Raw genomic sequence first — 14074 nt, forward strand, 5'->3', positions numbered from 1 at the left:
GGTGAGACCGCGGCAAGAGTGACCGGTGGCGCCCCGGGACATCTTAAAGAAAAAGTGTGTTTCGATGTTGAAGAATTGGAGTCAGGCCTGGTGAGGCATCGCCTGCCCCCCGTGACCCGTTTCAGGCGGTATCCGGAACGTCACCCGAATCAGGGTGGGGTTGGAGTGGACGTGATGCATGCTGATGCCGTGTCGGCGTGGCCGTTCATGATGGCCCGCTCCCGGTCGGGTCTTCGTACCCGGCGAGACGGTCTGCGGATTCGGGCACGTTGCCGGCGACGGCGATACGGGTGACGCAGACGAAGAATTCACCGCTGGCGATGGCGCGGCCCACATCCCCCCACCACAATGTGAGGCGCCGGGCGTCGACGCCAGCCGCACGGGCGACATCCAGACGCGATTCCAGGAATGCCACCCAGTGGGGGTCGCCGGTGTTGACGCTGTCCACGAATGCATGCACCTGCACATCCCGGAGCCCCGCACGGCGGAACAGGGAGGTCAGGCGGCGGCCGGAGGCGGCATTCGCCTGCCGGTCGGTATTGGCATGTACGATGCGCCGCACGAGGTCGGTGTCTCCGGGGGAAATGCACAGGGTGTCCCAATCCGTTTCCACGACCAGCAACCGGCCGCCGGGGCGTGTCACGCGCCGCATCTCCATGACGGCCGCGAGGGGATCGGGCAGGTGCAGCAGCAGCCATCGGGCGAAGACGCGGTCGAACCGACCTGCGGGGAAGGGCAGGGCGGCCGCGTCTCCCTGTATGCCGAACAGATTCCGGTTCCGTTGTCGGGCGTGAGCCAGCAATGCTGCGGAGAGGTCCAGTGCACAGACGGTGCCGTGGGCTGTGACACGGGTGGCCAGATGGTTCGCGATGTGGCCGGCCCCGGCACCCACATCCAGCACGTCGTGTCCCGGCTTGAGTTGCAGGAGGTCGGGATAGCGAAGCACCGCCGCCTGTTCCGCCGGTGTGCCGTGCAGTTGCTCGATGCGCGACAGTGCCATGTGCGCATTGTCGCTGCTGTCGACGGTCGCCCAACGGTCGGGCTCATACGGGCTAGCCCGCATATCTGTCCGTTATGGCCTGTGCCGTGCGCAGGGCGTGCCGGCACAGGGCCTGTTGGCGGCGGTCGACCTCGGGGTCGTCGCCTGCGTCGTCATTGTCGGCCAGCACGAAGCCCAGTTGCAGAAAGACCCGTAGCCAACCGAGCTCCCAGGCCCCATTGAAGGCCTTTCGATCCACCTTGTGTCCCAGGAGATTCTCCAGTTGCTCCAGGTACGCATCCCGCATCCAGAGCCTGTCTTCGGGCCGGCGTCCGTCATCGGGCGGATAGGCCCAGTACTGCAGAAACCAGTGCCAGGTGAGATCCAGTGCCGCCGGCCCGTGCATGGCGAAGTCCCAGTCGAACATGACCACCCGGTCCCTTACGAATGCGAGGTTCGCTCCGCGTGTGTCGCCGTGGAGGCGGGTGGGTGTGAACGGTTCCAGGGCGGCGACCACCTTCGGCCAGGCCCGGCACAGGTCGAGGTAGATCTCGGCGTCCCGCGCGCCCAGCAGTTCGAGAAAGCGCGGCAACAGCGCAGCCGCAACCCTGAACTCCCCGGCGGCACCCTCGGCCCAGTTGGCGCGGGCATCGCCGGTTGCGGCGTAGATGGCCGTCTCGACGAACACCCGCGTGGTGCCGGCAGGCGTCCCCAGGGTCTCTGCCAGTCCGGCTTCGCCCCAGGCATCTGCATGAAGGGCCGCCAAGGCCTCAAACAGCCGCAGGGTGTGTCGTTCGGTCCAGTGCCCGCGGGGCACGATGCCTTGCGAGACGTCATCCATCAGGACCCACCACTCGTCCCGCTCCTGATGATAGGCGACGTCGAAGGTGGGGTTCGCCAGGGGCGGGGGCAGGTTCCGGGTCGAACCGGCCAGCCAGAACACCGCTTCGCCCTCGGCGCCGAGGCCGCGGGCGAAGGCCCGCCGCCTCGGCACACGCTTGAGGACATAGTGCGGACCCGTCCCGCACACGAACCGGCTCACGGGCTGGCTGGTCCTGCCTCCTGTCAGGGGGACGCTCCGTGGCGCCCGTGCGCCGGCCGGCGGCTCCCGGCCCGCGCGGCGCAGCGCCGCGGTGAGAAAAGCGCCATCGGGCGCCCCCCTGACGGTGGGTGCGCGTGCGGTGGGTTCGCTCGTTGTTGACATGACTTGCCTCCTGGCAGGAGACCCGCGTCGTCCGTCCCGGCCACGCGCGGCTTCCCATTCGGAAGCCGACATGCCGAGCGGATCACACGCGGCGCCGGGGCGGGTCTGCTGCGTCATTGTCCGGAGAACATGGCGTCCACTTCCCGCTGCCAGCGGGTTTCGCTGTACTGCGATCCGTTGAGCATCGTGCTCCACTTGCGGATCAGCGAAGCGACTGCCAGGGCTTCCCGGATCTCGGCCTCCGTGGCGCCGTGCGCGCTTGCTGCCCTGGTGTGGTAGTACACACAGTAGTCACAGGGCACCTGTGCCGCAACGGCGAGGGCCATGAGTTCCTTGGTCCTCGTGTCCAGCGCGGCATCCGGATCCAGGAAGACGGACTTGTAGCTCGACCAGGCTGCCTCCACCCCCTGTTCGGGGAATGTCTCCTGAATGAATGCAGGTGGCTCTCCGCCTTGCGCCGGACTGATCATCGCCATGAATGTGAAGGCCAGTGCGGATGCTGTGGTGATCATGATGGAGTTCATGGTTACCTCCCATGCAGGTTGCATTAAAGGACAGGTTGCTGCTGCGGCCCTCAGGCCAGTTGACGCGGGGGCAGCCCGATGGCGTGCGCCTCGGCGACCGGAAAGTAGCGTTGCGTGCTTGCGGTCCCGAGTGCGCAATCCAGGTAGCTGCGAAGATGCTCCACCGACGGCGCCTCGTAGAGGCAGGCGGCCCTGCTCAGGTCGTCGGCGGGCAGGAAATGGTGCACACGCAGGTCCTCCGGCAGCGGGAAGACCTGTTCGGCGCACCGCCGGAACGCGTCGGGGTCATGAATCGCGTGCTCGATGGCAATGAACATGGTCGTCTCCTTGGTTGTGGGTTTGAGGGATTCGGGCGGACCCTGATCGGTTGCCTGTCTCCCTGTGGCAAACGATGCGCCTTGAAACATGCCCGTCCCAGAGCCAGACTGCTCGGAAGCGGCCCATTCCGATCATCGGAGGAGAAAAATGGCGTCGATTGCCCCGCCCAGGCGTGTCAGTGTCCTCGCGCTGCCCGAAGAATCCACGGGCACACCCATCAATGGCCTCTACGAGACCCTGGTCCTCGTGGATGCGGTGGCCAGTTCCCCTGACGGCGGCGCGGCGCGGCTGTTTGACGTGGAGATCGTCGGTCCCGAGCGCGGTGTCTTTCAGAGCGCCTGTGGTCTGCCTCTCAAGGTGCACCGGGCGCTTCGCGAGGTCGATGACACCGACATCGTGATCGCCGCCTCCATGCTGATCGAGAACCTGGAATGGGTGACCGGACGTCACCCGGAAACGGTGGAGTGGCTGCGCCGCATGCACGGCAAGGGCGCGGATCTGTGTTCAGCCTGTGCCGGCGCCTTGCTCCTTGCCGAGACGGGCCTGCTCGACGGGCTGGAGACCACGACCCATTGGGCGTTCGCCCCCACATTCCGGCGCAATTTCCCGAACGTCAACCTGCGGGTCGAAGAGCTGCTCATCGTGGCGGGGCGGAACGGCGAGTTCGTCATGTCGGGCGCCGCCAGTTCCTGGCAGGACCTGATCCTGTACCTGATCTCGCGCCATGCCAGCGCGACGACGGCACAGGCGATCGGCAAGTTTCTCCTGTACCAATGGGACTCCAGGAGCCAGGCACCGTTTGTGCCCTTCGCCCCGCCGACGGATCATGGGGACGGCGCCATACGGACAGTACAGGACTGGCTTCATGGCGGCGACGCACTGGACGTTTCTGTCGACCAGATGGCCCATCGGTGCGGATTGCCCCGCCCCACCTTCAATCGCCGCTTCAAGCGCGCTACCGGCCACTCGCCGGTTCACTATCTGCAGCATCTGCGTGTCGAGCAGGCCAAGCAGCTGCTTGAGCGGACCGATACTCCGGTGGAGGAGATCAGTTGGAAGGTGGGCTATGAGGAAACGGCCGCCTTTCGGCGCGTATTCAAGCGCATCACCCGCCTGAGCCCCAACGAATACCGCCGGAAGTTCCGTTTCCCCAGGCACGGCGCCTGCACGAAGAATGGGGTCAAGTCTAGCAATATATAGTTTATCGTCCTGGAGTGCTTTCAGGGCATCCTCACGCCGCCACCCTGTCCAGGGGTGACCAGCAGATCCGGTGATGTTCTGTGACGCCGGTCCCCGGAGGGGACACGGTGACGATGGCGAATCCGGATCGCGGGGGGCATGTGGGGCCTTGCTGATTTTGTGTGATCGATGGGGCATCCTGCCGGATGGTCCCCGCGCGGATTCCCGCCATCCGGAACCCACGCCACGGTTGGTGCCGGGGCATGCCCCTGGCCCGGAGAGCCATCCTGTCCGACCCGTTGACCCCGCAACCATGGGCGCGGTGACGGGGTCAACGGGTCCGGATCAGCGGATCTGGCCGCGGACCTCGCCCGCGGGATGGGCCTCGGTGTGGACGTTCACGTAGGTCTCGCCCGCTTCGATCGCGTCAAGAAGGTCCTCAAGCAATTGTCCGGCAAGCGGCCCGACCAGGTCCGCCGACGTGATCGCACCGGCGGCGATCACGCCGTCAGACCGCCCGGGTATCAGCACGGCCGGCGGAGTTGCGGGATACAGCCAGGCGACGACCGGGCCGTTGGTGCCTGCGGGCGCAAGATGGATGTGTGCCTGCGTGACGTCCTCGATGTTTGCCACCATGAGACGGTACTGAAGGGACATGCCGTCGCTTGTGAGCTGGAAAGTGGCCTGGCCCCGTGCCCGGGTATCCACGGGCGCAACCTCTTCAGCCCCCGTGAGATGGGTTCGGTAGTTGACGGGCTGGGCGTGGGCGGCGGCAAAGAGACCCGCGACGATCATGATCATGCCGATGTGTAATGCACGCATATCGACCTCCTCGACCGGGATGGCCAAAAGGTTGGAAATCCCCCGGAGCGCGCAAAAATCCGACTGCTCCGCGCGGAATAATGGTCGGGATCCCGGGGGTGTCAAGGCAGGAGGGGAGAATATGCAGACCAGGTCAAGCAATGGATCCGGAACCATAAAACGATTCAATCGGGCTCCGTATATCCGCGTTATGCGCGAAGGCGTCTGACCCGCAAAGATGCTCGTAATCACACTGGCAGAGTGCCTGTGCCAGGTCGTACGCCTCGCTGACATCATGCTCCTGTACGTACGATCATGTCGGCCAGTTCGCCGCCGGGCTGGATGAACGGTTGGAAGATGGAGTTCACATGCGTGTGCACAAGGGGTGCTGTAGCAGCATGACGGGTGAACCGCGTCCGACGAAAGGTTGGCGCGAGCAGACCTGGTCAAGTAGCTGGAAGAAGCCCTGGCCCTCGATCTCCGCCAGGGTCTCGCACCGGTTTGCCGGGAATGTTGCGATGGCCGACACGGGTCCGCACGGGCGCGCGAGGGACTGCGCTTGCCGCCTCGATCCTTCCATGTGCTGCAAGGTGCGGTCAGCGGTCCGGTTGATCCAGTGCCTCCACTTTTTCCCGGACCTGGCGCAGCCGGCTCGGACTGGTGCGCACGATGAGCCTGTGGCCGGTGCCGGTGAGCGCGTCCCGGGGGCCGAGCAGAGGTTCGATGTGGGGCAGCAGATCATCGGCGGTGCGATGCTGGAGCTCGATGATCTCTACGGGGACCTTGTCATCGGTCTCCGCATGGATACCCCCAGGGATCAGGATGGCCAGCAACAGGAAGGAGGGTGTGAGGTGTTTCAAGCTTGGTGATTTCCCTGCGGTTCTGGGGGCGTTGGAGCACTCGGGCAGCATACCCAGGACATATCGTCAGACAGGATGAACAGGATTCACATGATGATGCAAAACGCCTTGAATCTGGCAACCGCAGCTTCAAATCTTCAGTCGCCGCAGTTCAGGATCGGGTATCGCGTGGTTCCAGTAGGTGCGAAAGCGTCCCTCCAGGGTCTGAACCCTTGGGGGGGCGTTGGCGTCGGCGAGGGCTACCGGATCACCGGCGCGGGGCTGATGCAGGTAGGCGCCCGCATCCACGAGCAGCATGGATTCCTCCAGCGCCGGTTCGTCCGGGGCCTGGCGGCGCAGGTGTATGCGGCTGCTGATGCGCAGGGCCAGATCCACCAGCCGGTGCTTTTCGGCGGGGAGGCTGCGCCGGTCCTGGATGAGGATGCGTACGTCCGCGTGGCGGCTGCGCCGGGCCAGCCCGGAGATGGCGTCCACCAGATCGGCGTCGTCGTAAATGACGGGACTGAGGTCCGGACTCAGTATCCATACGCGGCGCCGGGCATCGGCGACGCGTGCGTGGACGAACTCGCGAATGGTCTCCAGGCCTTCCAGGCGCATGAGGCCGGACGGTTCAGTCGGCGTCCGAGGCGGTTCTTGAGTCCCGGTCATGGCTCAGGATCCCTTGTACCATGCGGATGTGTGGAATGCCGGCGTCCATGAAGACATCCCCGATCTCCCGGAATCCGGCGTTTCGATAGAACGCGCTCGCATGGCATTGCGCGTACAGTTCCACTTTATCCATGCCCAGTTCTTTTGCAAGTTCCACGGCGGCGGCGACCAGGGCCATGCCCACACCGCGTCCCCGCCACGCGGGAAGTACCGCCATGCGGCCGATCCGTCCGTCCGGGGACAGTCGCGCGGCACCAACGGGCTGACCGTCGCTGCTTCGGGCCAGCAGGTGCAGGCAGGCGATATCCATGCCGTCGCGTTCCAGTTCCAGGGGGACGCCCTGTTCCTCCACGAAAACCGGTTCACGCACGCTGCGCAGAGCCGGGGCATCCCGGGGCCACATGGCCTCGACCACATCAAAACCGGAGTACCCGGCGGGGCCGTTCTGCGAGGTTGTTGATGCCTGCTTGTGCGACATGCGGTTATCGTTTGCCTGCATGTTGGGCGAATGAGCCATCCTAGTCATCACGCGCCCCCGGCAACAGTGACCGGGATCAATGGAAGTGTTGGTTGCGCCGGATCCCGGTTCAGGAGGGACGGGGGGCTGCCTCGGCAACGCCTTCTTCGTGTCCAGTGCCACCTCCGTCCCGCAGACAGGTACACACCCGGCCGCCGGGCGTGTGCCCCTGTCCATTCGGGATCCATGGGATCGTGCATTGGCCTTCGGCGGGGTGCCTCCCGCCCCCCCTTCCGATGGCGTTGACCCTGGTGCGAGCCACGTATTTATGCGCAATCCGGTGGGCCCGGGTATGATCAGCGCCTGAGCCGGTTGCCGGGTGCGGCGGTCAGGTTGTGTGCCGGGCAACCCGGCTGATCATGAGCGTGACCGGCAAGCGACCGTAGCGTCATGCCGCGATAGCATAGGCAGGGAAAGGAAAAAGCTGATGACCGACCACGATTGCCATAGCGACGACGATGATCCCGCAACTGACTCGGAGCGGCGCATGGCCGAGGATTTCACCCGCATCATCCGGGGGATCGGGGAGGATCCGGCCCGCCACGGACTGTCGGGCACGCCGCTTCGGGCGGCCCGGGCCATGGCCTACCTTACCCGGGGCTATGCACAGAGCCTTGAAGCGCTGGTCAACGGCGCACTGTTCGACACCGACAACGATGAGATGGTGCTGGTCCGGGACATCGAGTTTTACTCCCTGTGCGAGCACCACCTGCTGCCCTTCCTGGGCAAGTGTCACGTGGCCTACCTCCCCAAGGGACGGGTCATCGGATTGTCAAAGATCGCGCGCATCGTGGACATGTTCTCCCGCCGGCTGCAGATCCAGGAGACGCTCACCCGCCAGATCGCCGAGGCCATCGAGTCAGTGACGGATGCCCGCGGCGTGGCGGTGGTCATGGAGGCACGCCACCTGTGCATGATGATGCGCGGGGTCGAGAAGCAGAACGCCACCATGACCACGTCCATGATGCTGGGCACCTTCCGGGAGGACGCCCGGACCCGGGCGGAGTTCATGGGACTGCTGCGGGGCGGATGAGGGGGCCAGGCACCGGCCGTACCCGGTGCGGACATTGCCATCCCGCCAACGTAAAGAGGCCGCCGGCATCCGGCGGCCTCTTTACATTGGACTTGAATGCGCTTTCCCGGGCTACATGGGCTGGCGCACGATGAAGGCACCCCGCAGGTCGCCGATCTCGTAACCCCGGGCGGCATCCTGCGGATACAGGCGCTTGAGCGCGTCTTCCACCGGCGTGGCAACCTGGGCCCCGTGGCAGTTCAGGCAGACTTCGCCCGTGGGGATTGCCTTCATGAAGCGGTATTCCTTCTCTTCGCCACGGATGTAGATGGCCTGTGTCTCGATGTGGGCCGGGTTCTCGCCGGCGGCGCGACGGGCGTCAAACTCTTCCAGGACCTGGCGTTCCCAGGCGTCCGGCTGGTTGTTCGGATTGCGGATCTTGAGGCTGGTGCGGCCGATCTCCACCCCCCGTTCCCGGGAGACCTGGCTGGCGATCTCGGGTGCGCGGTCGCTGCAGATTTCGATGGCCTGGACGGGGCCGCCGGCCTTCATGGCCGCCTGAAGCTCGCCCTGCAGGCTCTGGGCGAACTGCTGGATGGCGGCGCGGCTGGCCTGCAACTGCGGGCTGAGGTCCTGGGCGGCGACGGGAACGGCGGCCATGGCCAGCAGACTGATTGCAATGAATCGTTTCATGAGAGACTCCCTTGGTAGCGTGCTTTACGGGTTGACAGGCTGGATTACGGCATGTAATCCGCCGCCTCCTCAGTGACATGGTCACCGAGGGAGACACACATTCGCGTGGACGAGCATAGCCCCCTCATCCCCCGCATTACCTGACCGGCGTCATGTCCTTTGACGAATCAGCACGTAGACGGCGCCCGTCCCCCCATCGGCGGGCCGTGCCGAGCAGTAGGCGAGCACTTCGTCGCGCTGGGATAGCCAGTGCGCGACGTGGGACTTGAGGACGGGGCCGCGATTGGAGGAACGCAGGCCCTTGCCGTGAATGATGCGCACGCAGCGCCAGCGGGCCTGCCGGGCATCCGCCAGGAACCGCGCCAGGGCCTGGCGCGCCTCGACGGTGGTCATGCCGTGCAGGTCCAGTTCCGCGCCGATACGGTACTGGCCCCGCCGCAGCTTGCGGTAGACGCTGCGTTGCAGGCCGGTGCGTGCGAACTGGAGTTCATCGCCGGGCTGAACGTCGGTGCCGCCGAAGGGGTCCGACATCAGGTCGCGCAGCACCTCCCGGTCGGCGGCCTCGGACTGGCGCGGCCGGGGCGCGGGGGCACGGGCGCGTCCCGCATGGCGGTCCTGGGGCAGGCGCCGCACCGGCCCGACGGCGGCACGGAACAGGGTGGTGTCATCATCGTCCGGCGGGGTGTCATGAGCCATGGGGATGGCCTCCGGTAGATTGCGGTGTCCCTGGCGCGCACAAACCCGGATGAGGGGGCCGTATCGGGGGACAGACAGGTCTGCGATTACCGCGGGCTTTCAAGTATATTACCCGTCATGCCGCGAACCCGCCCACCGATGCGCATCCTGCTGAGCAACGACGATGGCGTGCACGCTCCCGGACTGCAATGTCTCGCGGCGGCCCTGCGCACCGTGGCAGAGGTGTTCGTGGTGGCCCCCGACCGGGACCGCAGCGGAGCGAGCAACTCCCTGACCCTGGCGCGCCCCCTGCGGGCCACGCGCCTGGACAATGGTGACGTACGCGTGGACGGCACCCCCACGGACTGTGTTCACCTGGCCATTACCGGGCTGCTGGAGGAGGAGCCGGACATCGTGATCTCCGGTATCAATTCCGGCGCCAATCTGGGGGATGACGTGCTTTACTCCGGCACGGTGGCGGCCGCCATGGAGGGGCGTTTTCTGGGCCTGCCGGCGATTGCCGTATCCCTCAACAGCCACGAGGGAAAGCACTACGATTCCGCGGCCAGGGGTGTGCTGGACCTGCTGCGCCGCCTGGGACACATGCCCCTGCCGGCCAACACCATTCTCAATGTCAACGTGCCGCACCTGCCCTGGAACGAGATCCGCGGGTTTCAGGCCACGCGCCTGGGCCATCGGCACAAGTCGGAGCCGGTGGTCCGGAGCCAGGATCCGCGCGGCAGACCGATCTACTGGGTGGGCCCGGCGGGCCCCGAACAGGACAGCGGGCCCGGCACGGATTTTCACGCCGTGCGATCCGGGTTCGTGTCGGTCACACCCATCCAGGTGGACCTGACCCGCTACGATGCCATCGACACGGTGGCCAACTGGCTCTCGGAAGGGGGCGGTGAGTGAACAGCACGCACACGACCGGCATCGGCATGACGTCCCAGCGTACGCGGGACCGTCTGGTACGCCAGCTGGAAGAGGCCGGCATACGCAACCGGCGCGTGCTCGACGTGATCGCGAACACGCCGCGGCACCTGTTCGTGGATGAGGCCCTGGCCAGCCGGGCCTACGAGAATACCGCGCTGCCCATCGGCTTCGGGCAGACCATCTCGCAGCCCTATGTGGTGGCGCGCATGACCGAAGCGGTGCTCGAGGGGGGGGTGCGCAGAAGGGTCCTGGAGGTGGGCACCGGTTCCGGATACCAGGCAGCCGTGCTGGCGCAGCTGGTGGAGCGGGTGTACAGCGTGGAGCGCATTCACGGATTGCAGCGCCAGGCGCGGGAGGTCTGCAGCGCCCTGCGCATCCGAAATGTCAGTCTCAGGCACAGCGACGGGATCTGTGGCTGGCCGGAGCAGGCTCCCTTCGATGCCATCGTACTGACCGCCGCGCCGCGGGAAGTGCCGGAGGCACTGCTTCAGCAGCTTGCGCCGGGCGGTGTGCTGGTGGCCCCTGTGGGCGGGGATGGGGGCAGCCAGGCCCTGGTGCGGATCACACGGCATTCGGATGTGTTTGAACAGCAGTTTCTGGAGTCGGTGAGTTTCGTGCCGATGCTGCCGGGAACGTCCAGGTGAAGCTGTTCGAACCGCTCTATGATCGGGTCATGCAGTGGTCGCGTCATCGGCACGCCCCCCGCTATCTGGCGGCCCTGTCGTTCGCGGAATCCTCCTTCTTCCCGGTACCGCCCGACGTGATGCTCGCGCCCATGGCCGCCGCCCGACCGGATCGAAGCGTACGGCTGGCCTTCATCACCACCGTGTTTTCCGTGCTTGGGGGCGTGCTGGGCTACCTGATCGGGTGGCTGGCCTTCGGGCTGGTGGAGCCGTGGGTGGTATCGGCCGGTTATGGAGACCGCCTGGAGACCGCCCGGGCGTGGTTCGATATCTGGGGGGTCTGGGTGGTGCTCATAGCCGGCTTCTCACCGGTGCCCTACAAGCTGTTCACCATTACGGCGGGGGCCCTTTCCATGGCCCTGCTGCCCTTTGTGATCGCCTCGTTCATCGGCCGGGGGGCGCGGTTCTTCGCCGTGGCGCTCCTGATCGGCTGGCTTGGACCCCGGGTGGAGCGCCAGCTGCGCCCCTACATGGAGTGGCTGGGGTGGTTCACCGTGCTGCTGCTGGCGGTGGCGGCAGTCATTTACCAGATGCAGGGGAGATGACGGTCTGGCGCGCTGTTGTGCTCGTGTCCATCTTGGTGGCCCTGCTGGCGGGTTGCGCGGCCCCACGGTCCACTGACACGGGGTTTCGCACCGGTTACTACACGGTGCGCGCCAACGATACCTTGTATTCCATCGCATGGCGGTACGGCGTGGACTGGCAGAGCCTTGCCCGCTGGAATGGAATTTCGGAACCCTACACCATTCGTCCGGGGCAGCGGCTGCGGATGAATCCGCCGCCCGGCGCCACGGTGGCGACGACACCTCCGCCACCGGCGCGTACGCAGAGGTCATCGACGCCCCCGCAAGGTACTGCCCCCCGTCCTCCCACCCGATCGGCAGAGCCCGCACGCAGCGTCCCCGCGCCGCGACAGACCGCGCCCGCGAGTCCGCCTCCCGCCGCGGCCGCAACCGGCATCCGCTGGCAGTGGCCCGCCGACGGACAGGTGATCCGCACGTTTCCCACCGGTGATACCGGCAAGCGAGGCATAGGAATTGCCGGCACGCGTGGACAACCGGTGAGGGCGGCGGCAGCGGGCCGCGTGGTCTACAGCGGAAGTGGACTTGTCGGATATGGTCGGCTTATCATCGTGAAGCACGACGAGAACTTCCTAAGCGCTTACGCGCACAATGAAAAACTGCTGGTCAACGAAGGGATGGACGTGGCCGGCGGACAGCAGATTGCGCAGCTTGGTGATACGGGGACCGATCGCCTCATGCTGCACTTCGAGATCAGGTACGACGGCAGGCCTGTAGACCCGATGCGGTACCTGCCGAGGCGATAAAACGGGGAACGATGAAACCCCAGCTGGAGGTGACATGCCAAAGCGGCGAAGGGTCGAACCCGATTCCGACGTGGCGGAGGAAGTGCTCAAGGAAGAGGAGCCCGTCCTGGCGGGCAAGGTCGATGCAGACGAGTCCGGGGCCAATCTCCTGGACAGCGAGGAAACCGTGCTGGACACGGACGCTGCGGATGACGACGAGGACGATGGTGCGGATGCGAAGGCGAAGGTCTACGCCGCGGGCGACGTCCCCAAGGGAGAGCTGGACGCCACCCGCCTGTACCTGAACGAGATCGAATTCCGGCCCCTCCTGACCCCGGAGGAGGAAGTCCACTACGCGCGCCTTGCGCAGAAGGGGGACGAGTCCGGCCGCCGCAAGATGATCGAATGCAATCTGCGCCTGGTGGTGAAGATTGCACGCCGCTACATGAACCGGGGCCTTGCCCTGCTGGACCTCATCGAAGAGGGCAACCTGGGCCTGATCCGCGCCGTGGAAAAGTTCGATCCCGAACGCGGCTTCCGCTTCTCCACATATGCGACATGGTGGATCCGCCAGACCATCGAGCGGGCCCTGATGAATCAGACCCGTACCATCCGCCTCCCCATTCATGTCATCAAGGAACTCAACGTCTACCTGCGCACGGCCCGCAAGCTTGCCCAGGAACTGGATCATGAACCGACCGCCGAAGAGGTGGCCCGCCACCTGGACCGCCCGGTGGCGGACGTGAAGAGGATCCTGGCGCTCTCCGAGCGGGTGACCTCCGTGGACCTGCCGATAGGCAAGGATGGAGAACGGGCCCTGCTGGACGTGATCCCCGATGAACACACCCCGGAGCCCTCGATACTCATCCAGGACGAGGATGTCGTGCAGTTTGTGGACGAATGGTTGCTGGAACTGGACGACAAGCAGCGCGAGGTGATCGTGCGCCGGTTCGGACTGCACGGTTATGAGCGCTGCACCCTGGAACAGGTCGGTGCCGAACTGGGCGTCACCCGGGAGCGGGTGCGACAGATCCAGATGGATGCATTGAAGCGCCTGCGCAAGATCCTGGAGAGCAGAGGGTTTTCGGAAGAGGCACTCTTGCAGGGGTAGGAGCGATTCAGAGTTCAAGGTTCAAAGTTCAAAGTTCAAAGGGTGAATGGCATCATCTCGTTGAACCTTGAACCTTGAACCTTGAACCTTGAACCTTGAACCTTGAACCTTGAACCTTGAACCTTGAACCTTGAACCTTGAACCTTGAACCTTGAACCTTGAACCTTGAACCTTGAACTTTGAACCTTGAACCTTGAACCTTGAACCTCCAATCGCCTTCAAATCATCAACAGCGCCGCCGCCACGGGCCGTCCCTCGGCCATGATGATATTGTATGTCCTGCAGGCGGCGCCGGTGTCCATGACCTCGAAGCCGATGGAGCGGCTGCGGAAGGCTGCCAGTATCTCCCGGGGCGGGAAACGCTGACTGGCGCCGGTGCCCAGGATCACGATCTCCGGCGGATCCTCCAGCACGGAGCAAAAGCACGCCAGATCCAGTTCCTCGAACCGCTCGGGGGCCCAGGCCGTGTCCAGCGTTTCCGGTGTCACGATCAGGCTGGTGGTATGAGGCGTCTCATTGATCCGCACCATGCCCGGCCCGTAGCCGGTGATCAGATGGGTGGCGGTGCCGAAGTCCTCGGTCATCTTCATGGGGTGAGCCCGTACAGCGTGCCGGATGCGGATCAAGC

At 65.4% G+C, this 14074-nt stretch carries 18 protein-coding genes; 7 read left to right on the forward strand and 11 right to left on the reverse strand.

The annotated features are described in order from the left end of the window. Positions 1–205 precede the first annotated feature (205 nt). From THITHI_RS0101605 to THITHI_RS0101620, 4 genes are all read right to left on the reverse strand, one after another. Complete coding sequence (locus THITHI_RS0101605; RefSeq protein WP_232199369.1) at positions 206–1000, reverse strand: methyltransferase domain-containing protein; 795 nt, start codon at positions 998–1000, stop codon at positions 206–208. 52 nt (positions 1001–1052) lie between these two features. Continuing rightward, positions 1053–2183: a phosphotransferase family protein gene (locus tag THITHI_RS0101610; protein WP_232199370.1), complete on the reverse strand. Its 1131-nt coding sequence runs from the start codon at positions 2181–2183 to the stop codon at positions 1053–1055. Between the two features lie 113 nt (positions 2184–2296). After that, positions 2297–2707, reverse strand: coding sequence for a carboxymuconolactone decarboxylase family protein (locus THITHI_RS0101615; RefSeq protein WP_026185961.1), 411 nt, complete (start codon positions 2705–2707; stop codon positions 2297–2299). A 50-nt stretch (positions 2708–2757) separates the two neighbouring features. After that, positions 2758–3024 carry a hypothetical protein gene (locus THITHI_RS0101620; protein ID WP_018231322.1) on the reverse strand — a complete coding sequence of 89 codons (267 nt, stop codon included), beginning with the start codon at positions 3022–3024 and terminating at the stop codon, positions 2758–2760. Between the two features lie 148 nt (positions 3025–3172). On the opposite strand from THITHI_RS0101620, the gene THITHI_RS18275 reads away from it, so the two are divergent. Next, the gene (locus THITHI_RS18275) at positions 3173–4225 is read left to right on the forward strand and encodes a GlxA family transcriptional regulator (protein ID WP_018231323.1); all 1053 of its coding nucleotides are present in this window, start codon (positions 3173–3175) and stop codon (positions 4223–4225) included. A gap of 324 nt (positions 4226–4549) precedes the next feature. On the opposite strand, the gene THITHI_RS0101630 is transcribed toward THITHI_RS18275, so the two are convergent. The 4 genes from THITHI_RS0101630 to THITHI_RS0101645 form a co-directional block, all read right to left on the reverse strand. Further along, on the reverse strand, positions 4550–5026 hold the full coding sequence (locus THITHI_RS0101630; protein WP_018231324.1) for a CHRD domain-containing protein: 477 nt from the start codon (positions 5024–5026) through the stop codon (positions 4550–4552). Positions 5027–5601: 575 nt separating this feature from the next. After that, positions 5602–5865 (reverse strand): hypothetical protein, encoded by a 264-nt coding sequence (locus THITHI_RS0101635; RefSeq protein ID WP_018231326.1) that lies wholly within the window; start codon positions 5863–5865, stop codon positions 5602–5604. A 129-nt stretch (positions 5866–5994) separates the two neighbouring features. Next, positions 5995–6513, reverse strand: a complete 519-nt coding sequence (locus THITHI_RS0101640) for a DUF7931 domain-containing protein (RefSeq protein ID WP_232199371.1) — start codon at positions 6511–6513, stop codon at positions 5995–5997. Further along, positions 6476–6991 carry a GNAT family N-acetyltransferase gene (locus THITHI_RS0101645; protein WP_051079964.1) on the reverse strand — a complete coding sequence of 172 codons (516 nt, stop codon included), beginning with the start codon at positions 6989–6991 and terminating at the stop codon, positions 6476–6478. Before THITHI_RS0101645 ends, THITHI_RS0101640 begins: the two co-directional genes overlap by 38 nt. Positions 6992–7517: 526 nt before the next feature. Between THITHI_RS0101645 and folE the strand changes: the two genes are divergently transcribed. After that, entirely contained in the window at positions 7518–8063 is a 546-nt protein-coding gene (gene folE / locus THITHI_RS0101650; protein ID WP_232199446.1) for a GTP cyclohydrolase I FolE, read from the forward strand. A 111-nt stretch (positions 8064–8174) separates the two neighbouring features. Here folE and THITHI_RS0101655 read toward each other — a convergent pair whose 3' ends face one another. Then, positions 8175–8735: a Tll0287-like domain-containing protein gene (locus tag THITHI_RS0101655; RefSeq protein WP_018231330.1), complete on the reverse strand. Its 561-nt coding sequence runs from the start codon at positions 8733–8735 to the stop codon at positions 8175–8177. A gap of 150 nt (positions 8736–8885) precedes the next feature. Beyond that, the gene (locus tag THITHI_RS0101660) at positions 8886–9431 is read right to left on the reverse strand and encodes a Smr/MutS family protein (RefSeq protein WP_018231331.1); all 546 of its coding nucleotides are present in this window, start codon (positions 9429–9431) and stop codon (positions 8886–8888) included. A gap of 138 nt (positions 9432–9569) precedes the next feature. Between THITHI_RS0101660 and surE the strand changes: the two genes are divergently transcribed. Genes surE through rpoS form a run of 5 tightly spaced genes read left to right on the forward strand, consistent with a single transcriptional unit; the run spans position 9570 to position 13446 of the window. Then, on the forward strand, positions 9570–10325 hold the full coding sequence (surE, locus tag THITHI_RS0101665; RefSeq protein ID WP_018231332.1) for a 5'/3'-nucleotidase SurE: 756 nt from the start codon (positions 9570–9572) through the stop codon (positions 10323–10325). 26 nt (positions 10326–10351) lie between these two features. Further along, positions 10352–10990, forward strand: coding sequence for a protein-L-isoaspartate(D-aspartate) O-methyltransferase (locus tag THITHI_RS0101670; protein WP_033337002.1), 639 nt, complete (start codon positions 10352–10354; stop codon positions 10988–10990). Next, positions 10987–11574, forward strand: coding sequence for a YqaA family protein (locus tag THITHI_RS0101675; protein WP_018231334.1), 588 nt, complete (start codon positions 10987–10989; stop codon positions 11572–11574). Before THITHI_RS0101670 ends, THITHI_RS0101675 begins: the two co-directional genes overlap by 4 nt. Then, positions 11571–12356 (forward strand): peptidoglycan DD-metalloendopeptidase family protein, encoded by a 786-nt coding sequence (locus THITHI_RS18280; RefSeq protein WP_033336890.1) that lies wholly within the window; start codon positions 11571–11573, stop codon positions 12354–12356. Before THITHI_RS0101675 ends, THITHI_RS18280 begins: the two co-directional genes overlap by 4 nt. Positions 12357–12390: 34 nt before the next feature. Next, a complete protein-coding gene (rpoS, locus tag THITHI_RS0101685; RefSeq protein WP_018231336.1) occupies positions 12391–13446 on the forward strand; it encodes an RNA polymerase sigma factor RpoS in 1056 nt (351 codons plus the stop codon). A gap of 218 nt (positions 13447–13664) precedes the next feature. Here rpoS and THITHI_RS0101690 read toward each other — a convergent pair whose 3' ends face one another. Continuing rightward, complete coding sequence (locus tag THITHI_RS0101690; RefSeq protein WP_018231337.1) at positions 13665–14036, reverse strand: Mth938-like domain-containing protein; 372 nt, start codon at positions 14034–14036, stop codon at positions 13665–13667. Between the last annotated feature and the right edge of the window lie 38 nt (positions 14037–14074).

It is taken from the genome of Thioalkalivibrio thiocyanodenitrificans ARhD 1 (genome assembly GCF_000378965.1).
Lineage (GTDB): Bacteria > Pseudomonadota > Gammaproteobacteria > Ectothiorhodospirales > Ectothiorhodospiraceae > Thioalkalivibrio_A > Thioalkalivibrio_A thiocyanodenitrificans.